Genomic DNA, 21,977 nt, shown 5'->3' on the forward strand with positions numbered 1-21,977 from the left:
AACGTGAGGGACCATGAAGTTGGAGTACCGGTGGCTGCTGCCTTCGGTCCTGCTCGGCGATCCCGACGAGGGACGGCCTGTGCGCCGCTCGACCCGAGACTGGATCGTCGACATCGTCGTCTTCGTGGCCGCCTGCGGGCTGGCGGTGCTGACGCTGCCCGACCTGGACGGCCTGGCCAGGCCGTTGCGGATCAGCGAGCAGGTGTTCGGCGCGCTCGCGTGCGCGTCGGTGTGGCTGCGCCGCCGGTGGCCGGTCACGCTGTCCGTCGTGCTGACGCTGCTGTCGGCCGTCTTCGTCATGGTGGGGGGCGGGGCGGCGTTGGCGCTGTTCACCGTCGCCGTGCACCGCCCCTTCAAGATCTCCGGCATCGTCCTCGGGCTCAACCTCCTCACGGTCTTCCCGCTGGCCTGGTGGCGGCCCGACGAGCTCGGTCCCCTGTGGACGGCGGGCGTCATGGTCCTGATCGTGCTGCTGGTGTTCGGCTGGGGGGTCGTGGTCAGGTCGAGGCGGCAGCTGGTCTACTCGCTCAGGGAGCAGGCGAAGGTGGCGGGGCGCGAGGCCAGACGGCTCGAACGTGAGCGCATCGCCCGCGAGATGCACGACGTGCTCGCCCACCGGATCTCCATCCTCAGCCTGCACGCGGGCGCGCTGGAGTTCAGGCCCGACGCGCCGGCCGAGCAGATCGCCAAGGCGGCGGGCGCGATCAGGGAGAGCGCCCACCAGGCGCTGCAGGATCTGCGCGAGGTCATCGGCGTGCTGCGCCAGCCTGGCGAGCAGGGGGAGCTCCTGCCCGAGCGGCCGCAGCCCACGCTGGCAGACCTGCCGAGCCTGGTGGAGGAGTCGCGGGAGGCGGGCATGGAAGTGGAGCTCCGGCTGGACGTCGAGCAGGCGCCGGAGAGCCTCGGCCGCACCGCCTACCGGATCGTCCAGGAGGCGCTCACCAACGCCCGCAAGCACGCCCCTGGCGCGCTCGTCAGGGTCGGTGTGGAGGGCGGGCGGGGCGAGGGGCTGACCATCGCGGTGCGCAACAAGATCGGCTGGCCGTCCGCCATCCCGGGCACGGGCACGGGTCTGATCGGGCTGGCCGAGCGGGCCGAGCTGGCGGGCGGACGGCTGGAGCATCGCCGTACCCCTGAGGGTGATTTCGTTCTGGAAGCATGGTTGCCGTGGCAGACATGAAGATTCGCGTGCTGATCGTCGACGACGACGCGCTCGTCAGGGCGGGGCTGTCGATGATCCTCGGCGGCACGGGCGACATCGAGGTGGTGGGAGAGGCCGCCGACGGAGACCAGGTGCCGAAGATGGTCGCCCAGCACCGCCCCGACGTGGTGCTCATGGACATCCGCATGCCGCGCGTCGACGGGCTGTCGGCGACGGAGGTGCTGCGCGCCACGACGGGCTCGCCCGAGGTGGTGGTGCTGACCACCTTCCACGCCGACGCGCAGGTGCTGCGGGCGCTGCGGGCCGGCGCGGCGGGGTTCCTGCTGAAGGACATCCCGCCCGTGGACCTGGTCGCCGCCATCCGCAGGGTCGCGTCGGGCGAGCCGATCCTGTCGCCCGCCGTCACCAGGCAGCTCATCTCGCACGTGGCCGACGGCGGGGCGGGCGGGCGCAGGGACTCCGCGCGCGTCCTGCTGGCGCGGCTGAGCGAGCGCGAGCGCGAGGTGGCGGTGGCGGTCGGGCAGGGCAGGTCCAACGCCGAGATCGGCGGCGAGCTCTACATGAGTGTCGCGACCGTCAAGGCGCACGTCTCGCGCATCCTGACCAAGCTGGGCCTCAACAACAGGGTGCAGATCGCGCTGCTGGTCCACGACTCGGAGTCATGACAACATCCGCTCCAGCAGGGCGCGGTGCAGTATCAGGTCGTCGGGGTCGTCGGGCGCGGGCTGCTCGCCGAAGTGGATACGGCGCTGCCAGACACGGGCCATGACGATCCCGTGCCTGAGCGCGGCGTACGCCTCGTAGAAGTCCATGTCGCGCGGCTGGTGGCCGGTAAGGTCGCGGTAGACGGCGCAGACGTCGGCGCGGCGCATGAAGTCCGGCAGTCCCCGCAGTTCGAACACCTCGGCGAGATCCTGGAAGAAGCGGTGAAGGAAGATCATCCAGGCCAGGTCGAGCTCACGCGGACCCACCGCCGCCATCTCCCAGTCGAGCACCGCCACAGGGGTGTAGTCCCTGTACATCACGTTCCCGATCCTGGCGTCGCCCCAGGTGAGCACGTCGGGACCTGGCTCGTCCGGCCAGTGGTCCTCCAGCCAGCCGAAGGCCCGCTCCAGCAGCGGGATACGCGTCGGCCCGCGCATCCACTCGTAGTAGGCGCGCTGGGCGTCGACGTGGGCCCGCAGCCCGCGCCCGCCGAGCGGCGCCAGCTCGGCGTCGCTGAACTCGGTGCCGTGCAATCTCGCGGCGACGGCGACCGTGGCGTCCTGCAGCCGCCGCCGGTCGCCGGGCTCGGCCTCCAGCAGCCAGCCCTCGAAGGTGTACGGCGGCACGTCGGGCGGCACCTCGCCCTCCTCCCGCTCCATCACGAAGAACGGCGTGCCGAGCGGCTCGGCCGACGGTTCGAACCGCAGGGTCCTCGGCGCGGGCACCCCCGCCCGCTCCCTGGCCAGCCGCATCACCTCGAACTGCGTGCCGAGGTCGTAGGTGGGGAAGACGGGCACCGCCTCGTGGGCGGGCGCGAGGCGGGCCACGCACCTGCTCGTCCCCGCGGTGAAGAACAGCGTCTCGCTGGACATCCCGTTGGCGGACGGGCGCGACAGCTGGGAGACGTCGTCGCCCAGCCAGGCGCTCAGCCGCTCGCGCAGGTCATCGAGATCCCTGGTGGAGGTACGCATCGGCTCGGTCACGCCCCTGTCGTACATCTCCAACCAAGCGCTTGTCCATATGTGAGTCACGACACGGACATGTGCGTGACAGCCTTACCCTTGGTGAGTAGGACAATCGCGAAGGGTCAGTTGAGAGGCAGTGGGATGAGCTCAGCCGGTGAAGGCCTGTCTCGTCCACTCCCTGAGCAGGTGCGGCTCAACGTGGTGGACTTGGCGGCGCAGCTGCTCGGCACGATGCCGGCCACTGCCGTCCCACCGCCGCTGCGCGGCATCGCGAAGTTCGACCCGCGCAAACGCGCCAAACTCGGTAGCGCCCCCATCGCCGCCCAGCTGGAGAACGACAAGAAGTTCCGCGAGGCCGTCGCCGAGTCGATCGAGAAGGGCTGGCCCGAACTGGTCGCGTCGCTGGCCGAGGGCAATGCGCCACCCGCCGCTGACCCCGTGCTGGTCGCGGCGGCAGCCTATCTGACCAGGCCGCCCGGGTGGGCGGAAATGGTGGAGATGGCGCGAGTCGACCTGGAGCAGTCGGCGGTCGCGGCCGAGGGCTCGGCCCAGGAGGCGACGGTCACGCGGCTGCGCGAGCAGCTGGCCGCCCAGAAGACCGCCGCGAAGGAAGAGGGCGAACGGCTGCGCGAGCAGCTCAAGGCATCCAGGGCCGAGAACTCCGACCTGCGCCGCAAGCTCCACGACGCCAGGGAGCGGCTCAAAGCCGCCGACCGGCGCGCCGACGAGATGGCGCATGCCGCTGAGGAGGCCAAGCTGGCCGCGTCCACGGCGGGCAGCGCCGGCGAGTCGGAGCTGCGGCGGTTGAAGGAGCGCCTGGCCGACGTCGAGCGGCAGCTCGAAGCCTCACGCAGGGCCGCCCGCGAGGGCCGCAGCGTCGAGGACAGCAGGATCAGAGTGCTGCTCGACGCGCTCCAGGACGCCTCCGCGGGGCTGCGCAGGGAGCTGGCCCTGCCCACCACGATCAGCAGGCCCGCCGACTCGGTCGCCGCCGTCGCCCCCGGCGTGCCCACCGTGCGGGGAGTGCCCGCCAGAGCGCTGGCCGACGACGACCCGCAGCTGCTCGACCAGCTGCTGGCACTGCCGCAGGTGCACCTGATCATCGACGGCTACAACGTGACCAAGACCGGGTACGGCACGCTCACGCTCGCCGACCAGCGCAACCGGCTGATGACCGGCCTCGGCGGCCTGGTCGCGCAGACCAGGGTCGAGGTGACCGTGGTCTTCGACGGCGCGGAGCTCAACGCGCCGGTGCAGGTCGTGGCGCCGCGCGGGGTGCGGGTGATGTTCAGCGCGCCCGGCGAGATCGCCGACGACCTGATCCGCCAGCTCGTCAGGGCCGAGCCGCAGGGCAGGGCGATCGCGGTGGTCTCCTCCGACCGCGAGGTGGCCGAGTCGGTGCGCAGGATGGGCGCGCGCCCCGTGCAGTCGGCGCTGCTCCTGCGCCGTCTTGGCCGGGCCTAGGTCACAAATTGGGCGACATTTTGAGCTGCTAGGCGACGCTTCTGTACTATTTCGCCCCAGGCGTGATCACTGGGAGGCGTGTCGCTGTGAGGTTTGGCCGGGTACCGGTGGCTGCGGGTCTCGTGATCGGGGCTCTTCTCCTGCCTCTGGACGGCGCGGTCGCCGATCCCAAACCGACGATCGCGCAGGCGAAGGCCAAGCTCGAGAAGCTCAACGACAAGGCCGACAAGGTCGTCGACAAGTACAACACCGCCACCGAGAAGTACAAGAAGGCCAAGAAGACCTTCACCGGCCTCAACAACCGGTACAAGAGCAAGGTGGCCAAGGTGGCCGGCCTGCGGGCCGAGGTCGTCGGCATGGCGGTCAACGCCTACCAGGGCGCCGACATGACCTCGTGGACCACGATGCTGAGCGACGCCGACCCCACGGCGACCCTCGGCAGCATGGCGCTCATGGACCAGATGACGAACGAGCGGGCGCAGGTGCTCGCCGTCTTCGACCAGGAGAACCGCCAGCTCAAGGCCGACAAGGAGCAGGCCAAGGGCGCGCTCACCGAGGCGGACAAGCTGCGCGACGAGGTCAAGTCGGAGAAGGACAAGGTCCTCGAGCTGATCAAGGAGCAGGAGAAGCTGCTGCGCAAGCTCGGCGCCTACAAGGTCGGCAACCCGAACAGCACCGGCATCAAGTACACCGGTTCGGCCTCCGGCAACGCGGCCTCCGTGCTCAGCTTCGCCTTCGCCCAGGTCGGCAAGCCCTACCAGTACGGCGGGACCGGGCCCGGCGGCTGGGACTGCTCGGGCCTGACCCAGGCCTCGTGGCGGGCGGGCGGCGTGTCGCTGCCGCGGACGACGTGGGAGCAGTGGGCGTGGGGCGCCAAGCGCAGGGTCTCGCTCGACGCCCTGCAGCCCGGCGACCTCATCTTCAGCGAGGGCCTCGGGCACGTGAGCATCTACGCGGGCGACGGCAAGATCGTGCACGCCCCCCAGACGGGTGACGTGGTGAAGGTCGTCCCCCTGTCCGCCTACGGCAGGCGGCTCGTCGGCGCCATCCGCCCGTAGGCCTCGCCCATCTCGCGCAACACCTCCAGATAGGCGCTCACCGCGGGCGGGCGTCCACGCGCAGGCAGGAAGACGGCGCTGATCCGCCTGGCGGGCAGCCGCGGCGAGGGCTCCACCAGCCTGATGTCGGCGCGTACGGCCCTGCCCGCGATCGACGGGTAGAGCATCGCCCCGACCCCAGCCGCCACCAGACCCTGGCGGCCGTTCCAGTCGTCGCACAGGTGGCTGATCCTCGGCGCGCGGCCCATCGCGGCCGCCAGCTCCGCGATGGGGCCCAGGCAGTCGGGGTGGGTGCCGTCGATCCACGGCTCGTCGGCCAGGTCGGCCAGCCGTACGCGCTCGGCCGCCGCCAGCGGGTGCTCGGCGGGCAGGGCGACCAGCAGCTCGTCCTCGAACAGGTCGAGCACCTCGAGCCCGGGTTCGGGAGCGGCGTCCCATGAGGTGCGCAGGTCGACGTCGATCGCGCCTTCCATCAAGCCCTCCCCGCCGACGGTGAGGGAGAGTTCGACGGCGGGGCGGGCAGCGGCGAAACGGCGGAAGCTCTCGGGGACGAACCAGGTGGCCGCGCTGGGGAAGGCCGCGACCCTGACCGTGCCGGCCTCGGCCGTGGTGAAGGCCCGCAACCTGGTCTCGAACAGGCTCATCCCGTTGAGCACGGCCTCGGCCTGCTCGATGGCCGCCAGGCCCGCCTCGGTGGGCTGGACGCCTCTCGGACGGCGGTGGAAGAGCGTGACGCCGGTGCGGCGTTCGAGGGTGGCGATCTGTCTCGAGACGGCCGGCTGGGTCATCGACAGGGCCTCGGCCGCTCCCGAGAAGGAGCCGCGCCGTCCGACCTCCAGCAGCACGCGAAGCGACCACGTATCAAGCATGCCGAGAGCTTATGGGTAGGGCGTAAGCTCTCGCTTCCGGCTCATGTTACTGGTGTGACATATGTGACAAATGGGACCTGACAAGTCGTCATCGGTACAAGTGTGACAAGGGTCACTTTCGCCCGACGAAGGGCTCTGTGGAGCAGCGGATCCGGTCCTGACAAGTGCCGGTCGGTGATCTTGACATCTTTACTTCGGCTTTGCCTGCCGTTGGGCATCCAGGTACCTTCTCGCATCGCGGCGACCAAGCCATGGCGCCGGCAACGTCCACCGGCCCGCGAAGTGGCCGGTGTGCGCGCAAAAGATCCGCTGGTCGCCGCGCCGAGGCCGCTGAGAGGCGTGCGCGGTCGACCTGCCGAATCCGTGCGGCATGGAGCACGGAGCCGGGGACCCACGTACCTGGGGTGAATCCGGCCTTCGGGCCGGAAGGGCGACTTCCACGCCCGAACCCGTCAGCTAACCCGGTAGGCATTCGTGGAAGTCCCGAGGAGACGTTCTGTCTACCCCCTTGAAGAAAACCCGTCTGTCCTGCCTTGCCCTGAGCGGCGTCGTGGCGGCGATGGGAGGAGTCGTCCTCCACGCACCCACGGCACAGGCGACCGTGACCGCTGAGGCGGTGAGCACCCTGAAGACGGTGAGCACCGCGCAGACGGCCGCGGCGTCGACGTCCAAGGCGAAGCAGCAGACCAAGGCCGCTCGGCAGAAGGTGAAGGCCGCCAAGGCCGTCGCCATGGCGAAGAAGCAGGTCGGCGACCCGTATCGCTTCGGCGGCACGGGACCGGGTGCCTTCGACTGCTCAGGACTGGTCCAGTACGCCTGGGCCAAGGCCGGCATCAAGATCCCGCGCGTGACGTACAGCCAGTACTCGCGCATCAGGAAGAAGGTCACATGGAGCAACCTCAAGCCAGGTGACCTGATGTTCTTCCGCGGGAAAGGCCACGTGGGCATGTTCGTCGGCCACGGCCGGATGATCCACTCGCCGAGCACAGGCAAGACCGTGCGGATCGAGAAGCTCAGCGGCTGGCGCAAGGCCTCCTTCGCCGGCGCGGTCCGCCCCGGCGCCTAGCCGGACGTCCAGAACCCCGTCCACCCCCCTCGGACGGGGTTCTGGCCTGTCCGGGCTAGCATCGCAGCCGTGGTGACCCGCAGAACGCTGCTGGCGGCCGCGCTGGCCTGCCCCGCGATCTGCACGGTGGCGGGGTCGGCGGGGCGTCGGCTGCCGCCCGAGGCCAGAGGGCTGTGGGCGGCCGGCGTCACCGTGGCGTACGGCACGCGCTCGCTCGTCGTGGGCCACGACACCGAGGCCGCGCTCCTCCGCGACCTCGCCTCCAGAGCCGACGCGGCCGCGCTCACCGTCTCCGCCGTCCTGCGGCGCGCCGTACGGCCGTTGGTGCTGGTGCCCAGGACCTCCGCGGAGGCCGCCGCGCTCGCGGGCACGGGAGCCGTGGAAGGACTGGCCGCGCTGGCCTCGCAGGGACGGGTGATCGTCCTGCCCGGCGCGTTCGCGCGGCTGACGCCCGTCGGCCGCGACGTCGTCCTCGCCCACGAGCTCACCCACGTGGCCGCCGGCACCGAAGGACGGCCCGTGTGGCTGCGGGAGGGCTTCGCCGACTACGTCGGCTACCTGCGCTCGGGCCTCCCCACGCGGGTGGCGGCGGCGGAGCTGGCGGCCGAGGCGCGCGCGGGACTGCTCCCTTCCGCGCTGCCCGCCGACGCCGACTTCGCGCCGGGCTCGCCGCGACTCGCGCAGGTCTACCAGGAGGCGTGGCTGGCCTGCCGGCTGGTCGCCACCGTGTACGGCGAGCATGCGCTCGTCGACCTCTACCATCGGGCTGCCGGACAGGATCTCGACCACGCGCTGGAGCCGCTGGGCCTGTCGGTCCGCGCGCTCGTCACACGTTGGCGGGAGTATGTCCGGGACGAGCTGACCGGCGCGAAGGGAAACGGATGAGGCGGCTGGACCGGCAGGCGGGCATCGCGCTGGTGGTGCTCGGGGCGGCGATCCTCGCGGTCGTGGCGTTCACCACGCCGTGGGACCTCCTGCGGGGTGCGCCCTCCGTACCGCCCGATCCCGCGCGGGACTTCACCGCCGCCGAGATCGCCCGAGCCCGAGCCTTCGACGCGGCCACCAGCGTGCCGGCCTACCTGTCACTCGGGCTGACCGTCGTGTTCGCGGGACTGCTCGTGGCCACGCCACTCGGCGCGCGCCTGCTCGGCAGGCTCAGAGGGCCGTGGTGGCTGCGGGTCGTCCTCGGTGTCGTCGTGCTGACCGCCGTCGTCGAGCTGCTGCGCTGGCCGCTCGGCATGTGGTTCGAGACCGAGCTGCGCGCCTTCGGGCTCTCCACCCAGAACTGGGGGAGCTGGACGGGCGACAGGTTGAAGTCCATCGGCGTGCGCGTCGTGCTGCTGTCCGTCATGGTGCTGGCGATCGTCGGCCTGGCCAGGCGCTTCAAGCGGTGGTGGGTGCCCGCGGCCGCCGGAGCGTTCGTGCTGACGGTGGGGGCCTCCTTCATCTACCCCGTCGTCTTCGAGCCGCTCTTCAACGACTTCACCCCGATGCCCGCGGGACAGCTGCGCACCCGGCTGCTCGACCTGGCCGAGCGGGCCGACGTGCCCGTCGAGGATGTGCTCGTCGCCGACGCCTCCCGCAGGACCACCGCGCTCAACGCCTACGTGTCCGGGTTCGGCGCGACGCGCAGGATCGTCGTCTACGACACGCTGCTTGCCGCGCCGGAGAAGGAGGTGGAGCTGATCATCGCGCACGAGCTGGGACACGCCAAGTACAACGACGTGCTCCACGGCACGCTGGTGGGCGGGCTCGGCGCGGCCTTCGGGGCGGTGCTGCTGTTCTGTGTGGCCCCGCTGTGGCGGCGGCCGCTCTCGGATCCGCTGGCGGTGGGCGCCGTCATGGGATTCCTCTCGCTGGCGACCGTGCTGTCGGGGCCCGCCCAGAACGTCGTCAGCCGTCACGTCGAGGCCAGAGCCGACCTGCACGCGCTCGACCTCACCCGTGACCCTGAGACGTTCATCTCCATGCAAAAGCGGCTTGCCATTACCAACATTTCGGACTTGTCGCCGGATGTCGTGGAATATGTGCTCTATGCCTCGCACCCGACCGCACCACAGCGCATCGCCATGGCCCGCTCATGGGAGCTCATGAACATCCCGTGAGCACGGGCCTGCCCATGACCGCGGCCCGTCCCGCGATCATGGCTCTCTCCGTGGCCGCGGCCCGTCCCGCGACCACGGCCCTCCCTGTGACCGCGGCCCGTCCCGCGACCACGGTCCGGGGGCGCCCATGACCCGGGTCCTCATCGTCACGAACGACTTCCCGCCCCGGCCGGGCGGCATCCAGTCGTTCGTGCACGGGCTCGCGCTCCGGACCCCCTCCGTCCTCGTCTACGCCTCACGATGGCGCGGCTGCGAGGAGTTCGACCGGCGGCAGCCGTACCCCGTCGTCAGGCATCCCACCTCGCTCATGCTCCCCACGGTGGCCGCGGCGCGAAGGGCGGCAGGGCTCGTGGCCGACCATCGCGCCGACACCGTCGTCTTCGGCGCGGCTGCCCCGCTCGGGCTCCTCGCGCCCCGCCTGCGCGCCGCGGGCGCGCGCAGGATCGTCATGCTCACCCACGGGCACGAGTCCTCGCCGCTGTTCCGCCCGCTGATGCGGCGGATCGGTGACCACGCGGACGTGGTGACCTACCTGGGGTCCTACACCCACGCCAGGCTCGCGGGCGTGGTGCCCGCCGCCAAGCTCGTCCGGCTCGCGCCGGGCGTCGACCCGGTCCTCTTCCACCCGTCGGTGGAAGCCGCCGACCTGCGACGCTCGCTCGGGCTCGACGGCAGGCCGGTCGCGGTGTGCGTGTCGAGGCTCGTCCCCCGCAAAGGGCAGGACCAGCTGATCAGGGCGTGGCCTCTGGTGTTGCGGGCCGTCCCCTCCGCGGTGCTCCTCATCGTCGGCGGCGGGCCCGACCGCCGGCGCCTCATCCGCATGGCGGCGCCCCTCGGCCAGTCGGTACGGTTCACCGGGATCGTGCCTTCTTCGCTGCTTCCTTCGTACTACGCGGTGGGCGACGTCTTCGCCATGCCGTGCAGGACACGGCTCGGCGGGATCGACGTCGAGGGGCTGGGGATCGTGTTCCTCGAGGCGTCCGCGACCGGGCTGCCCGTCGTCGCGGGGGCGTCCGGCGGGGCTCCCGACGCGGTACGGCACGGCGAGACCGGGCTCGTCGTGGACGGCAGGTCGGTGGACGAGGTGGCGGGCGCGCTGATCGACCTGCTGGCGGATCCCGAACGGGCACGGAAGATGGGCGAGCGGGGCAGGGAGTGGGTGTCGGGCGAATGGGACTGGGAGCACGTCGCCGCCCGCTTCCACACCCTCCTGTGACCGCGTGCGCGATGCCGCCGGCCCTCATGCCGCTCACGGTGAACCACGGGCCTCCTGGGCACGCCGTCTGAGGGCAACCGAGACCGACCGGCTGCCCTCAGCATCGCCGCCGGCCACCGCTCAACCGGGGTGGATGTTCTTGTTGTGGTGGAAGGCGTTGTCGGGGTCGTACTTGGCCTTGACCTCGGCGAGTCGCCGGTAGGTGTGATCGCCGTAGGCTTCCCGCACGCGGCTTGAGTCGTCGTCGGAATCCAGGAAGTTGACGTAGACGCCGGCGCGGTGCGGCTGAAGGGCCTCAAGGAACCCCCGGGCCCAGGCGGTCTCGGCCGCGGCCCGCTCCCCGGACTCGTCGGGGAGCCACACGGCGTCGATGACGATGTTGCGTTCCACGTCGCGACCGGTGTAGGCGGTAGCGTCGTCGGGGACCCGTGCGACGGCGCCGCCCATGTGGAACATCGCCGCGTATGTCCGGGGTGAGCCTGCGGTGTAGGCGTGATCGGCGATGGTGTCGATGGCCCCGTCGGAGAGGCCCGCGAGGTTCGTGGCCTTCCAGTAGTAGTGCCACCCGTGGGGGACGGAGTCGTCCAGGCCGCTCTGGTGGGCCACGTATGGGGTGGGGGCGAGCAGGTCCACGAGCGGCGTCCCGAACCGCCGCAGGGCCCGCACCGCACGTTCGCCGTCCTCGACGGCGCCGGCGTAGCAGCAGGCGACGGCGATGGCCGGCCGATAGTGCAGGTCCTCGGGGATGACCGGCAGCGGGGGGACGGTGCCGAGCCTGACGACGGTGCCGAGCTCGTCGGGCGCCGCGGCGGTGAAGTCCCGGTAGAAGCGCAGCACGTCGGCGGTGTCGTCGGCCGCCCAGAAGACCGGTCCGGCCATCACGGTCGGGCCGACGGGGTGCAGCGCGAAGCGGAACGAGGTGACGACACCGAAGTTGCCGCCGCCGCCTCGCAGCGCCCAGAACAGATCAGGGTGTTCGTCCGCGGACGCCCGGACGATGCCGCCCTCGGCGGTGACCACCTCGGCGGCCAGCAGGTTGTCGACGGCGAGCCCGTGTTTGCGCATGAGGAAGCCGATGCCGCCGCCGAGCGTGAGCCCGGCGACCCCGGTGTGGCTCACGATGCCGCCGGTAGTGGCCAGACCGTGGGTCTGCGTCTCATGGTCGACGTCGCCCCACAGAGCGCCACCCTGGACCCGAGCGGTGCGGCCGGCGGGGTCGACCCACACGGCCCGCATCGCCGAGAGGTCGATGACGATCCCGTCGTCGCACGCCGCGGTGCCGGCCACGTTGTGACCCCCGCCCCGGACGGCGATCTCCAGGTCGTGGTCGCGGGCGAAGCGCATGGCCGCGGCCACGTCGGCGGTCCCGCCGCATCGTGCGATCACCCGGGGGCGCCGGTCGACGGCACCGTTCCACACGGCTCGGGCGGTGTCGTAGTCGGTGTGGTCAGCGGTGATGAGCCGGCCCCGGAATCCATCGATCTTCATCGCGGTCGCCTCCTTCTTGCTCAAGCGGCCGACTTGCTCAATAGTCGGTGTCGTCATCGGTCCTCCTCTCGCGACAGCTCCATCGCACCACCGTGGACCGAGGCAGTGAAGTCAACAATCTGGACTTCACAGCCGAAAGCGGACGTTCGACACTGGTGTCATGCGGACGTATGGCCAGTACTGCCCCATCGCCCGTGGGGCCGAGATCTTCGCCGAGCGCTGGACGCCACTGATCATCCGCAACCTGCACCTGGGCTGCGGAAGCTTCGGTGAGATCCTGGCGGGCGCGCCGGGGCTCTCTCGTACCCTGCTCTCGCAACGGCTCAAGCAGCTCGAACGGTTCGGCATCGTCGAGTCGGCGCTCAAGCCCGCAGGGCGCGGGCGCCATTATGAGCTCACGCCCGCGGGTCATGACCTTTTCAAGGTCTGCGTGTCGCTCGGCGAATGGGGTGCCGCCTGGCTCGAGATCGCCCCCGAGCACCTCGATCCCTTCGTGGCTCTGTGGTCGATGTGCAACGCGCTCCGCAGGGACCGGCTCCCGGATCGACGCGTCGTCATCCGCTTCGACTTCGTCGGCCGCCGGCACCGCGAGCGGTTCTGGCTGCTGATCGAGCACGGAGACACCGAGATCTGCAAGGTGTACCCCGGCATCGATGAGGACCTCTACATCACGGCGGAAGCCGAAGCCTTCGTCAAATGGCATGCCGGCCAACTCTCCTGGGCCGAAGCCACCGGTGACCGCCGCATCCAACTCCACGGCCCCGCGTGGCTCGTACGAGCCTTCCCCACCTGGAACGCCCGCAGCATGTTCGCCCGCATCAAGCCGGTCTCCCATACCGTGGCGAGCTCGGCGGGCTCCATGGCGGTGTCAGGCTGGCGGTGACCGGCCTGATCCTTCTCCAGCCTGATCGGCCCGACAGGCGTCAGCCCGTGGCCTCGGCTTCCACGTCGGCGTCGTCTTCGGCAGCGGTCAGCGGTAGTCGGACGGGCAGGCAGGACGTGGCCCGCCCTCGGGCGTTACGCGTTGCCGAGCCTGTTCGTCGAGCCGGCGAGGGTCCGTCACGGTGATGTCGAGCAGCCGGCCCTTGCCGTAAGGGTGGTTGCCGACGGTCTCGGGGTCGTGGATGGCCGAGGCGCACTTCCGCTCACCGGCGTGCGGAGCTCGATGACACCGTCGACCCACTCGACGTTGCCGATCACCGCATTGACCTTGTGGGTCGCGCCCGGCTTGGGCAGCTCGATGAGCTGGGGGAACGCTCAGCTCGGCGTCGGAGGTTTCGCCGAGCGCCGGGCTCGTCCCAGGGCTTCCGGTCCGGAGCACGCGCTTGGACGAGGCCTTCCTCACCCGCTGTGGCCTGCGAAGACGTTCCGCTGTGGGGCTCATCGCGCACCCGGGCGGCGGGCCGGGCGGGGCGGTGGCGCTCACCGGAGGGGTGGTGCCGCTTGTCGGGAAGGGGCGGCGCCGTTCACCGGAGGGGTGATGACGCTCAGCGGGGGCGGTGAGGCCCGGCAGGGCCGCTGACGCTCACCGGGAGGGCGCGGTGAGGGTCAGCGGGAGGGGGAGGGGTGGGCGTGGGTCGGGCGGGATGAGTCGATGGAGTCGGCCAGGCGGTGCAGGCCGAGCGCCAGCGCGTGACGGACGGCGCCCCGGTGGCCCGGGCGACGCGGGCGCAGGACGGCCATGCGCTCGGCCTCCGCGACGCGGTCGCGGTGCACGGACTCGGCGTACAGCTGGAACAGCTGGTCGTTCATCGGGAACCCTCCGCCCTGACGATGGAGATGTCGCCGCTCAGCGTGCCCGCGCGCACCTCGACGGTGCCGACACCCTCGGCCGGCTCGCCTGACTGCCGCAGCTCGGACTTGACCCGCCCGGACAGCGACGAGACGTCGAGCCAGGCGGCGGACCCTTCGGCGATCGCGATCGTGACGTCACCGGAGGCGGTCTTCGCGGTCACGTTGCCGCGCCCGATGCTCCTGACGACGAGGTCGCCCGACGCGCTACGGCTGCCGACGTCGCCGCCCGCGTGACCGATGACGGTGTCGCCGGAGGCGGTGACGACCGTGGTGGTGCCGTGGACCGCGCCGAGCCGGACGGCCCCCGAGGTGGCGTCGATAACCGCCTCGCCGTCGATGACGTCACAACTGACGTCGCCCGAGGCGGCCTTGACGTCGAACCTGGCCGCGTGCTCCACGGTGACGTCACCGGAGGCGCACTTGACCCTGACCTCGCCCAGCTGCCCTGTGGTCGTGACGTCGGCCGCGGCCGTGGTCGCGCGCAGGTCGGAGCCGGTGGGCAGGGAGATGGTGACGTCGAGCGCGGGCGTCCTCCTGAGTCGTGGACTCTCGGGAGCCTTGACGGTGATCATCCCGTCGGCGTGCTCGACGAGGACGTTCTGGGCGTACTCGACGTCGGACGCGCTGCGGGGGTCGGCCGGCCGTACCTCGACGTCGGTGTCATCGCGTTCGGACGCGATGACGCGGAGCCGGCCTGCGGGGAAGTCGACGCGGACGGAGACGGGCTCGGGCGTGGGAAAGACAGGCATGACGGAACTCCATCGGTGTTCGGAGAGTGAGAAGAGAAAGAGAAAGAGAGGAGAGCGTCAGCTCACCCAGCCGCTGATACGGCGGCCGACGGTGGGTGGACGGCTCTGCGACGAGGGCTCGGACGCCGCGCCGGACACTGCGCCGGACAGCGCCTTGACCAGCCATGCGTTGACCGAGACGCCCGAGGTGGCCGCGGCCCGCTCGATGCGGGCCTTGAGCGCCTCGGGCAGGCGGAGCGTCATCCTGGCCGTGCCCTGGTCGGCGTCACCCGGCGGGACGGGCGGCTCGGGCGGCGCGGGTGGAAAAGGCGGGTAGGGCGCGCCGGGCGGCGTGGGAGCGTCAGACGGGCCCGCGTGCCAGGTGCTCGGCATGGTCACCACGAACTCCGGCTGCCTGCCGCGGATGCGCACGTCGACGACACCAGGTTCGATCTCCCTGGTCAACTCGTCGGCGGCCTCGGAGAGCACCTCGATCAGGGTGAGCCGCAGCGCCGAGTCGAGCAGCCCGGTGAGCCGGTCGGCCGTGGCGCGGGCCTCGGGGCCCGCGGCCTCGGCCGCGTCGCCGAACTCGCGTCGCAGGTTCTCGATGTACTGCGTCAGATCCATGACGTCATCATGGCATCAAGGTGACGTCACCGCAAGGGGGGTGACGTCAAGGAGTGTGGCCTTCGTCGTCGAGGTAGTCGCGCCCCGAGCGTTCAGGCGTCCAGCCGGGCAGCCTGACGGCCTTGTCGCTGGAGATCCCGAGGCGTCGACGCGGGCGTGCGGGCGCACCTCGACCGCGTCGCCGTACCACCGGGAGGCCGGAGCGCGCGGGTCGCGGCCACCGGCGTTGTCGGGGGAGGTGCCGGACCCGGCTGACGCACCGCAGGTCGGAGCCGCGCACACCCCTTCCTTTCGTACGGCCCTGCCCCCGGGAGACCCGGGGGCCAGGCGCCGGGGCGGGCTCGACGGCCTCCATCGGGGAGGTGGTCCGGTCAGCCCTTCGTGGAGCCCAGGGTGAGACCGGAGACGAACTGCTTGTGCAGCAGCTGGAAGACGATCAACGTCGGCAGCGCCACCAGCAGCGACCCCGCGGCCAGCAGGTTGTAGTCGGTGAAGAACTGCCCGCGTAGGTTGTTCAGCGCCGACGTCACCGGCAGCTTGTCGCCCGATGACATCAGCACCAGCGCCCACAGGAAGTCGTTGTACATCCAGGTGAACTGCAGCGTCGACAACGCCGCGAGCGCGGGACGGCACAGCGGGAGCGTCAGCTGCCAGTACCGCCGCCACACGCTCGCCCCGTCCACGAGCGCCGCCTCGGAGATCTCCTCGGGGATGGTCCGCATGAAGTTGGCCAGCACGAACACGCAGAACCCGAACTGGAACGCCACGTGCACGAGGATCAGCCCGAGATACGAGTCGTACAGCGACAGCGAGTCGGACAGCCACCACGGCAGTGGGATCAGCGTGTACAGCGTGTACAGCGGTGTGATCAGCACCTGTGGCGGCAGCAGGTTGCCCGCCGTGAACACCACCAGCAGCACCTTGCGCCCGGGGATGCGCAGCCGCGCGATGGCGAAGGCGGTGAAGGAGGCCATCAGCAGCGTGAGGATCACGCCGGGCACGACGATGATGAGCGTGTTGAGGTAGTACTTCGGCAGGTCGGCCTGGTCCCACCCCTGCGTGTAGTAGTCGAGCGTGAGCGTGCGCGGCAGCGAGAGGTAGCCGAGCTCCGCCGTCTCCTCGTACGGCCGCAGCGAGGCGTAGACGGCCAGCAGCAGCGGCAGCAGCCAGCCCAGCGCCACCAGCCCGAGGAAGGCGTGCAGCAGCACGCGCAGCGGACGGAAGGGGCGCCTGGCCGGCCCGCGTGCGGGTTCGACGGCGGCGGGGCGGGCGGCGGTCAGCGTCACCTGTGGTCCTCCTTGAACAGCTGCGTCAGGTAGGTGACGATGAACCCCATCGAGATCACCAGCAGGATCACCGCGATGGCCGAGCCGAACCCGATCCTGCTCGCCTCGCCCACGATGTTCTCGGTGACCAGCACCGACAGCAGTTCGAGCCCGTTCCTGCCCTTGTTGACGGCGTAGACGATGTCGAAGGCGCGCAAGGCCTCGATCACCGTGATCACCAGCACGATGACGTTGATCGGCCGAAGGGTCGGGAACACGACGCGGAAGAAGGACTGCGCCTCGTTGGCCCCGTCGATCGCCGCGGCCTCCTTCAGCGCGGGGTCGACCGCCTTCAGCCCGGCCAGGTAAATGATCATCACGTAACCGACATGCCGCCAGGCCGCGGCGATCATGATGACCCAGATGTTGATGCTGCTGTCGCCGAGCCAGTCGGTGGTCAGCCCGGTCACCGCGTTCAGCACGCCGTAGTCGGAGGAGTAGACGAGCTGCGCGATGAAGCCGACGACGGCCAGCGACAGCACGACGGGCAGGTAGAGCGCGCTCTGGTAGACCCGCGACAGCCGCAGCCGCCGGTCGAGCAGCACCGCGCAGAACAGCCCGAACGGCGTCGCGATCAGGCCGAGGAAGCCCAGCCACAGCACGTTGTTGCGGACCGCCGACCAGAACGGCGGGTACTCGCCCGCCAGGTCTCCGTAGTTGCGCGTCCCGATCCAGCGCAGCTCGGAGATGCCGTTCCAGTCGGTGCCCGACAGCGCGATCGAGGCCAGCGTGGGTCCCCAGATGAGAGCCACGTTGACCAGGATGGCCGTCCCGAGCCCGAGGCTCAGGACGGCGACGTCCCTGCGGGAGTAGCGGCGGCTCATCAACGGAAGATGTTGGCCTTCTGCGCCTCGATGTCCTTGAGCAGCGAGTCGATGTCGTCGGGCTTGCCGACGAACCGCTGCAGCGCGGGGATCATCACGGTCGAGGCGAAGTCGGGCCTGGTGTCGCGGTCGAGGAACTGGGCGATGTGCGTGGCCTGCGAGACCAGCTCGGCGCCGCGTTTCTGCAGCGCGCTGTAGCCGCTGGTGTCGGCCTTGGAGCTGGAGGCCAGCGTGCCGGGGTCGAGCTTGGTGGCCGCGTTCTGGGAGGTCGCCTGGGCGAAGTGCTTGAGCAGCGCCTTGGCTCCGTCCACGTTCTTGGCCTTGGCCGAGATCATGTAGCCGTCGATGGGCGCGTCGATGGAGTCGGTGCCGAACTGCGGGTTGATCTCGGGGAAGGTGAAGAAGTCGATGTCGTCGCGATCGGCTTCGGGGAACTGCTGTGCGACGAACATGCCCAGCAGGTACATGCCGGTCTTCTTCTGGGCGAGCGACTGCCCGGCCTCCTGCCAGGTACGGCCCAGCGCCGCGGGCTGGTGGAACTCCATGAGGCCCCGCCAGGTGTCGAAGACCTGCCTGACCTTCGGGTCGGTCCACGCCTCCTTGCCCGCCATGAGCGAGATGTGGAAGTCGTAGCCGTTCGTTCGCATGTTGAGGATGTCGAAGGTGCCCATCGCCGGCCAGCCGTCCTTGTCGGCGAAGGCGATCGGGATGAGCCCGTCGGTCTTCATCTTCCTGGCCAGCGCGGTTAACTCGTCCAGCGTCTTGGGCGGCTGGTATCCCTTCTCCTCCCACAGGCTCTTGCGATAGAAGACCGCCCATGGGTAGTAGGTGAACGGGACGAAGTACTGCTTGCCGTCCGAGCCGGTCGAGGCCGCCTTGAACGCGGGGGTGTAGTCCGCGCCGATCTCCTGCCACACGTCCGAGATGTCGGTGGCGAGCCCTTGCTCGGCGAAGAACTGCATGCGGTAACCGGCGAACCAGGTGAACACGTCGTCGGGCGTGCCCTTCAGGTAGCGGTTGATGTTCTCCTGGAAGGTGTTGTGGTCGACCGTGTTGATCCTGACGTCGGCCTGCGTGAAGGCCTTGATCACGGTTTCGAGTGATTTCTTGGGAATCTCGTCGGACGCGTTGGATCCGATGGTGATCGTGCCGCGCGCCGCGGAGCCGCTCGCGCCGGGGGTTCGTTGATCGTTGGGGTTGCCGCATCCCGCGAGGATCGCGGGGACTCCGAAGGCCGCTGCGCCGAGCAGCAGGTTTCGGCGGGTGATCGGCAGTCGTTGGGTCATGGTGGGTTCCTCCTTGACCGACCCTCAGATTCCCCCGATATCCCGCAAATCTCCACAGAATCAGCACGAATGTCAACGTAACTTTCCTAACGATTACAGGGGTCGGCCCGCGCGAATGGCGAGCGAATGGCGGGCTCCGGCCGGGCGCTCGGTGTCGGCGCGGGCGTGATCGGGGGAGAACTGATCAATTGATAGTTGACATCAACTAGCCGGGTATGGATAGTTGATATCAACTAAGGAGGAGCGGTGGATAACCGTCGCAAGGTGTCCAACCCGTTGGCGTTGGCGGTGCTGGCGTTCCTGTTGATGGAGCCGATGCATCCGTACGAGCTCGGGCGGCGGCTGCAGGAGACCGACAAGGACCGCAGCTTCAAGTACAACAGGGGCTCGCTGTACATGGTGGTCAAGCAGCTGGCGAAGGCGGGCTTCATCGTCGAGCGGGAGACGGTGCGCGACACCGAGCGGCCCGAGCGCACGCTCTACGCGCTCACCGACGAGGGCAGGCACGAGCTCTACGACTGGCTGCGCGAACTGGTCGCCATGCCCGCCGAGGAGTATCCGAACTTCGGGGCCGCGCTCTCCCTGCTCAGCGTCCTCAACCCCACCGAGGCGGTCGACCTGCTGCGACGGCGCACGGCCGCGCTCGAGGCGCGGACGCTCGAGATCCGCGAAGGCGTGCGCGCGGCGACCGACGGCGGCGTCGCGTGGGTCTTCCTCGTCGAGGAGGAGTATCGGCTCGCCGTTCTGGAGGCCGAGCTCCGCTTCGTCACCCGGCTCATCGAGTCGCTCCAGCAACCCGACTACATCACGACATGGCACACGGTCTTCGGGAGTCAGCATGACAGCGATTAGGACAGCGTTGGTGATCGGCGGCGGCATCGCCGGGCCCGTGACCGCGATGGCACTGCGCCGCGCGGGCATCGAGGCGAGCGTCTACGAGGCGTACACGGGCAGCGCGGACGGCATCGGCGGCACGCTCACCATCGCCCCGAACGGGCTCGACGCGTTACGGGTCGTCGGAGCCGACACGCCCGTCAAGGCCGTGGGGCAGCCCGTGACGCGCACGGTGATCACCGACGGTGCCGGCAGGCGCATCGGCGAGTTCTCCGGGCTGGCCGACCTCGAGCCCAGCCAGGCGATGTGGCGCTCCGACCTGTACCGCGCGGTGCACGAGCACGCCGTCGCCTCGGGCGTCCCCATCGAGCACGGCAGGCGCCTGGTCGATGCCGAGGAGAGCCCCACCGGCGTCACCGCCAGGTTCGCCGACGGGGGCAGCGCGAGCGCCGACATCCTCGTCGGCGCCGACGGCATCAACTCCGTCGTCCGCACGCTCATCGACCCCGCCGCGCCGGGCCCGCGCCACGTCCCCCTCCTCAACTTCGGCGGCCTGGCCGACATCGCGCTGCCCGCGCGCACCGACGCCGCCTCCTTCGTCTTCGGCAGGCGCGGCTTCCTCGGCTACTGGGTGCAGCCCGACGGCAGGACCGCCTGGTTCGCCAACCTCCCCCACGAGGCGCCGATGACGGCGGCCCAGGCGAGGCAGGTGCCCGCGGGCGAGTGGCTGCGCAGGCTGCGCGAGATCTACGCCCACGACGTGCCTGGACCTGATCTGCTGCGCCACACCGGCGAAGAGGCGCTGGTCACGCTCGGCACGGTCGCGATCATGCCGAGCGTGCCGCGCTGGCACAGCGACAGGATGGTGCTGGTCGGCGACTCCGTCCACGCGCCGTCGCCCAGCTCGGGGCAGGGCGCGTCACTGGCGGCCGAGAGCGCGGTCCAGCTCGCCCGTTGCCTGCGCGACCTGCCCGACGCGCCCAGCGCCTTCTCCGCCTACGTACGGCTGCGCCGCGACAGGGTCGAGAAGGTCGCCGCCAGGGCGTCCAGGACCAACAACAGCAAGGCGCTCGGGCCGTTCGCCATCGCGATGATGCGCCTGATGATGCCGTTGGCGACGCGCACCTTCCTCGCCCCCGAGCGCGCCCTCGGTCCTGAGCAACGCCACCACGTGGAGTGGGACACCCCGGTCCCCGCCCTCGCCGCCGCGCTGTAGGCGTCTTGAAGGCGGTGGGCGCTATCCCTTGGGGAAAGGCCCTCTGCTCAGGAGACCCTGATGAACCAGCATCCGCAGCACGGGGGAGGCCGCGCGATGACCGCTCGCGCCAGGCGATTCGTGACGCTCGCCCTCGCGGCGGCGATGGCGATCGGCCTGTCCTCGGCGGCCCACGCCGGTGCCCGGCAGTCCGCCCTCCCGCGGTCCGCCGTCCAGGCGTCCGCCGTCCAGGGATCCGCCGTCCAGGGATCCACCGTCCAGGGATCCGCCGTCCAGGGATCCGCCGTCCAGGACCGCGTCAACGCCGCCCTTCGCGCATGGATGGCCGCCAACGGGGTCGGCAACGCCGGCCTCGCCGTGATGCGCGACAACGAACTCGTCGGTTCCTACGGCTACAACGAGATGTCGGCCGAGACGCCCGCCCCCGTGGCCTCGCTGTCGAAGTCGATCACAGCGGTGTGCGTCATGTCGCTCATCGACGACGGCAGGCTCCGGTTCAACACGCCGCTCTACTCGCTGCCCCCGAGCTTCAGGAAGATGACCGGGCGATGGGCGAGCAGGGCGGTCGGGAACATCACCGTCGAACAGTTGCTGCGGCACACGAGCAGGATCACCTTCGATCCCTCCCAGGCCGGACTGGCCGGCATCCCCAACGCCGCCTCCTCCGACAGGATCCTCGTCCGCCGCGCGCTGGCGCAGCCGCTCAGCACCATGCCCAGGAGCGAGGTCTACAACAACATCAACTACGCCGTTCTCGGGCTCGTCATCCAGGCGGTCACGCGCGAGCCCTACGAGTCCTACTGCCGTCGCATGGCGCTGGCTCCGCGGGGCGCCGCCCAGGCCAGGATCGGCGCAGGCATCCGTGCCATGGGCGCCTTCGGTGGCTGGGAGATCTCGGCGGTCGACTACGCGATGTTCGCCCGCGCCTACGACCCCCGCTCCCGGCTGCTGAGCCCGGCGGCGCACCGGTTCATCGACGCCCTGTCCAACCCGCGCAAGCCGACCGCGTCGCTGGGGATGTTCGTGGTGCGCACGTCGTCGGGCCGCAACCTCTTCCATCACGGTAGCTGGCAGTCGTCGGCGACCACCCCGCGGCAGTTCAGCTCCTTCTTCGCCATGTGGGACAACGGGATCTCGGTGGTCGTCACCTATGACAGGAACCTGACGGACGCCGCCCGCGGGGCGCTCGACGACACGCTGCGCCAGGCGGCCTACAGCCGGGGCTAGCCGCCCGCGGCGGCGTGA

General features: G+C 70.4%; 21 protein-coding genes and 1 riboswitch. Of the genes, 12 read left to right on the top strand and 9 right to left on the bottom strand.

Annotation, left to right across the window (positions count from 1 at the left end):
- Positions 1 to 13: 13 nt before the first annotated feature.
- Positions 14 to 1,180 (top strand): sensor histidine kinase, encoded by a 1,167-nt coding sequence (locus AC3EO4_RS01250; protein WP_431893044.1) that lies wholly within the window; start codon positions 14 to 16, stop codon positions 1,178 to 1,180.
- Positions 1,177 to 1,827: a response regulator gene (locus tag AC3EO4_RS01255; RefSeq protein ID WP_431893046.1), complete on the top strand. Its 651-nt coding sequence runs from the start codon at positions 1,177 to 1,179 to the stop codon at positions 1,825 to 1,827. The genes AC3EO4_RS01250 and AC3EO4_RS01255 overlap by 4 nt, the downstream gene beginning before the upstream one ends.
- On the opposite strand, the gene AC3EO4_RS01260 is transcribed toward AC3EO4_RS01255, so the two are convergent.
- Complete coding sequence (locus tag AC3EO4_RS01260; protein ID WP_431893048.1) at positions 1,822 to 2,850, bottom strand: phosphotransferase family protein; 1,029 nt, start codon at positions 2,848 to 2,850, stop codon at positions 1,822 to 1,824. The genes AC3EO4_RS01255 and AC3EO4_RS01260 overlap by 6 nt on opposite strands.
- 180 nt (positions 2,851 to 3,030) lie before the next feature.
- Here AC3EO4_RS01260 and AC3EO4_RS01265 point away from each other — a divergent pair, with 180 nt between their 5' ends.
- On the top strand, positions 3,031 to 4,296 hold the full coding sequence (locus tag AC3EO4_RS01265; RefSeq protein WP_431893050.1) for an NYN domain-containing protein: 1,266 nt from the start codon (positions 3,031 to 3,033) through the stop codon (positions 4,294 to 4,296).
- A gap of 107 nt (positions 4,297 to 4,403) precedes the next feature.
- A complete protein-coding gene (locus tag AC3EO4_RS01270; protein ID WP_379579585.1) occupies positions 4,404 to 5,354 on the top strand; it encodes a C40 family peptidase in 951 nt (316 codons plus the stop codon).
- Here the strand turns inward: AC3EO4_RS01270 and AC3EO4_RS01275 are convergent.
- Complete coding sequence (locus AC3EO4_RS01275; protein ID WP_431893053.1) at positions 5,318 to 6,223, bottom strand: LysR family transcriptional regulator; 906 nt, start codon at positions 6,221 to 6,223, stop codon at positions 5,318 to 5,320. The genes AC3EO4_RS01270 and AC3EO4_RS01275 overlap by 37 nt on opposite strands.
- A 343-nt stretch (positions 6,224 to 6,566) precedes the next feature.
- Positions 6,567 to 6,709, top strand: a riboswitch (cyclic di-AMP (ydaO/yuaA leader).
- A gap of 22 nt (positions 6,710 to 6,731) precedes the next feature.
- On the opposite strand from AC3EO4_RS01275, the gene AC3EO4_RS01280 reads away from it, so the two are divergent.
- The 4 genes from AC3EO4_RS01280 to AC3EO4_RS01295 all read left to right on the top strand — a co-directional run bounded on the left by AC3EO4_RS01280 (position 6,732) and on the right by AC3EO4_RS01295 (position 10,610).
- Positions 6,732 to 7,289, top strand: coding sequence for a C40 family peptidase (locus tag AC3EO4_RS01280; protein ID WP_431893055.1), 558 nt, complete (start codon positions 6,732 to 6,734; stop codon positions 7,287 to 7,289).
- A 69-nt stretch (positions 7,290 to 7,358) separates the two neighbouring features.
- Positions 7,359 to 8,174: a hypothetical protein gene (locus tag AC3EO4_RS01285; RefSeq protein ID WP_431893057.1), complete on the top strand. Its 816-nt coding sequence runs from the start codon at positions 7,359 to 7,361 to the stop codon at positions 8,172 to 8,174.
- Positions 8,171 to 9,394, top strand: coding sequence for a M48 family metallopeptidase (locus tag AC3EO4_RS01290; protein ID WP_431893059.1), 1,224 nt, complete (start codon positions 8,171 to 8,173; stop codon positions 9,392 to 9,394). Before AC3EO4_RS01285 ends, AC3EO4_RS01290 begins: the two co-directional genes overlap by 4 nt.
- 127 nt (positions 9,395 to 9,521) lie before the next feature.
- On the top strand, positions 9,522 to 10,610 hold the full coding sequence (locus AC3EO4_RS01295) for a glycosyltransferase family 4 protein (protein ID WP_379579576.1): 1,089 nt from the start codon (positions 9,522 to 9,524) through the stop codon (positions 10,608 to 10,610).
- Positions 10,611 to 10,730: 120 nt separating this feature from the next.
- On the opposite strand, the gene AC3EO4_RS01300 is transcribed toward AC3EO4_RS01295, so the two are convergent.
- Positions 10,731 to 12,098 carry an FAD-binding oxidoreductase gene (locus AC3EO4_RS01300; protein WP_431893062.1) on the bottom strand — a complete coding sequence of 456 codons (1,368 nt, stop codon included), beginning with the start codon at positions 12,096 to 12,098 and terminating at the stop codon, positions 10,731 to 10,733.
- 160 nt (positions 12,099 to 12,258) lie between these two features.
- Between AC3EO4_RS01300 and AC3EO4_RS01305 the strand changes: the two genes are divergently transcribed.
- Positions 12,259 to 12,981, top strand: a complete 723-nt coding sequence (locus AC3EO4_RS01305; protein ID WP_431893064.1) for a winged helix-turn-helix transcriptional regulator — start codon at positions 12,259 to 12,261, stop codon at positions 12,979 to 12,981.
- Between the two features lie 665 nt (positions 12,982 to 13,646).
- Here the strand turns inward: AC3EO4_RS01305 and AC3EO4_RS01310 are convergent.
- From AC3EO4_RS01310 to AC3EO4_RS01335, 6 genes are all read right to left on the bottom strand, one after another.
- On the bottom strand, positions 13,647 to 13,850 hold the full coding sequence (locus AC3EO4_RS01310) for a hypothetical protein (RefSeq protein ID WP_379579570.1): 204 nt from the start codon (positions 13,848 to 13,850) through the stop codon (positions 13,647 to 13,649).
- Positions 13,847 to 14,641, bottom strand: coding sequence for a DUF4097 family beta strand repeat-containing protein (locus AC3EO4_RS01315; protein ID WP_431893067.1), 795 nt, complete (start codon positions 14,639 to 14,641; stop codon positions 13,847 to 13,849). The genes AC3EO4_RS01310 and AC3EO4_RS01315 overlap by 4 nt, the downstream gene beginning before the upstream one ends.
- 57 nt (positions 14,642 to 14,698) lie before the next feature.
- Positions 14,699 to 15,247: a toxin-antitoxin system HicB family antitoxin gene (locus tag AC3EO4_RS01320; protein ID WP_431893070.1), complete on the bottom strand. Its 549-nt coding sequence runs from the start codon at positions 15,245 to 15,247 to the stop codon at positions 14,699 to 14,701.
- Positions 15,248 to 15,618: 371 nt separating this feature from the next.
- Positions 15,619 to 16,533 (bottom strand): carbohydrate ABC transporter permease, encoded by a 915-nt coding sequence (locus AC3EO4_RS01325; RefSeq protein ID WP_431893072.1) that lies wholly within the window; start codon positions 16,531 to 16,533, stop codon positions 15,619 to 15,621.
- A complete protein-coding gene (locus AC3EO4_RS01330) occupies positions 16,530 to 17,396 on the bottom strand; it encodes a carbohydrate ABC transporter permease (RefSeq protein ID WP_379579561.1) in 867 nt (288 codons plus the stop codon). The genes AC3EO4_RS01325 and AC3EO4_RS01330 overlap by 4 nt, the downstream gene beginning before the upstream one ends.
- Complete coding sequence (locus AC3EO4_RS01335; protein WP_431893077.1) at positions 17,396 to 18,682, bottom strand: ABC transporter substrate-binding protein; 1,287 nt, start codon at positions 18,680 to 18,682, stop codon at positions 17,396 to 17,398. Before AC3EO4_RS01335 ends, AC3EO4_RS01330 begins: the two co-directional genes overlap by 1 nt.
- 246 nt (positions 18,683 to 18,928) lie before the next feature.
- Between AC3EO4_RS01335 and AC3EO4_RS01340 the strand changes: the two genes are divergently transcribed.
- From AC3EO4_RS01340 to AC3EO4_RS01350, 3 genes are read left to right on the top strand one after another with little or no spacing between them, the layout of a single operon-like run.
- Positions 18,929 to 19,534 (top strand): PadR family transcriptional regulator, encoded by a 606-nt coding sequence (locus AC3EO4_RS01340; protein WP_379579557.1) that lies wholly within the window; start codon positions 18,929 to 18,931, stop codon positions 19,532 to 19,534.
- Positions 19,521 to 20,732, top strand: coding sequence for an FAD-dependent oxidoreductase (locus AC3EO4_RS01345; RefSeq protein ID WP_431893080.1), 1,212 nt, complete (start codon positions 19,521 to 19,523; stop codon positions 20,730 to 20,732). Before AC3EO4_RS01340 ends, AC3EO4_RS01345 begins: the two co-directional genes overlap by 14 nt.
- Before the next feature lie 60 nt (positions 20,733 to 20,792).
- Positions 20,793 to 21,959 carry a serine hydrolase domain-containing protein gene (locus AC3EO4_RS01350; protein WP_431893083.1) on the top strand — a complete coding sequence of 389 codons (1,167 nt, stop codon included), beginning with the start codon at positions 20,793 to 20,795 and terminating at the stop codon, positions 21,957 to 21,959.
- Positions 21,960 to 21,977 lie beyond the last annotated feature (18 nt).

The sequence above is a fragment of the Nonomuraea sp. bgisy101 genome, assembly GCF_057708945.1.

Bases quoted from the DNA above. Each gene is read 5' to 3' on its own strand.
- AC3EO4_RS01250 (WP_431893044.1), top strand. From the start codon at position 14: ATGAAGTTGGAGTACCGGTGGCTGCTGCCTTCGGTCCTGCTCGGCGAT.
- AC3EO4_RS01255 (WP_431893046.1), top strand. From the start codon at position 1,177: ATGAAGATTCGCGTGCTGATCGTCGACGACGACGCGCTCGTCAGGGCG.
- AC3EO4_RS01275 (WP_431893053.1), bottom strand. From the start codon at position 6,223: ATGCTTGATACGTGGTCGCTTCGCGTGCTGCTGGAGGTCGGACGGCGC.
- AC3EO4_RS01290 (WP_431893059.1), top strand. From the start codon at position 8,171: ATGAGGCGGCTGGACCGGCAGGCGGGCATCGCGCTGGTGGTGCTCGGG.
- AC3EO4_RS01295 (WP_379579576.1), top strand. From the start codon at position 9,522: ATGACCCGGGTCCTCATCGTCACGAACGACTTCCCGCCCCGGCCGGGC.
- AC3EO4_RS01300 (WP_431893062.1), bottom strand. From the start codon at position 12,098: ATGAAGATCGATGGATTCCGGGGCCGGCTCATCACCGCTGACCACACC.
- AC3EO4_RS01305 (WP_431893064.1), top strand. From the start codon at position 12,259: ATGCGGACGTATGGCCAGTACTGCCCCATCGCCCGTGGGGCCGAGATC.
- AC3EO4_RS01310 (WP_379579570.1), bottom strand. From the start codon at position 13,850: ATGAACGACCAGCTGTTCCAGCTGTACGCCGAGTCCGTGCACCGCGAC.
- AC3EO4_RS01315 (WP_431893067.1), bottom strand. From the start codon at position 14,641: ATGCCTGTCTTTCCCACGCCCGAGCCCGTCTCCGTCCGCGTCGACTTC.
- AC3EO4_RS01320 (WP_431893070.1), bottom strand. From the start codon at position 15,247: ATGGATCTGACGCAGTACATCGAGAACCTGCGACGCGAGTTCGGCGAC.
- AC3EO4_RS01330 (WP_379579561.1), bottom strand. From the start codon at position 17,396: ATGAGCCGCCGCTACTCCCGCAGGGACGTCGCCGTCCTGAGCCTCGGG.
- AC3EO4_RS01335 (WP_431893077.1), bottom strand. From the start codon at position 18,682: ATGACCCAACGACTGCCGATCACCCGCCGAAACCTGCTGCTCGGCGCA.
- AC3EO4_RS01345 (WP_431893080.1), top strand. From the start codon at position 19,521: ATGACAGCGATTAGGACAGCGTTGGTGATCGGCGGCGGCATCGCCGGG.
- AC3EO4_RS01350 (WP_431893083.1), top strand. From the start codon at position 20,793: ATGAACCAGCATCCGCAGCACGGGGGAGGCCGCGCGATGACCGCTCGC.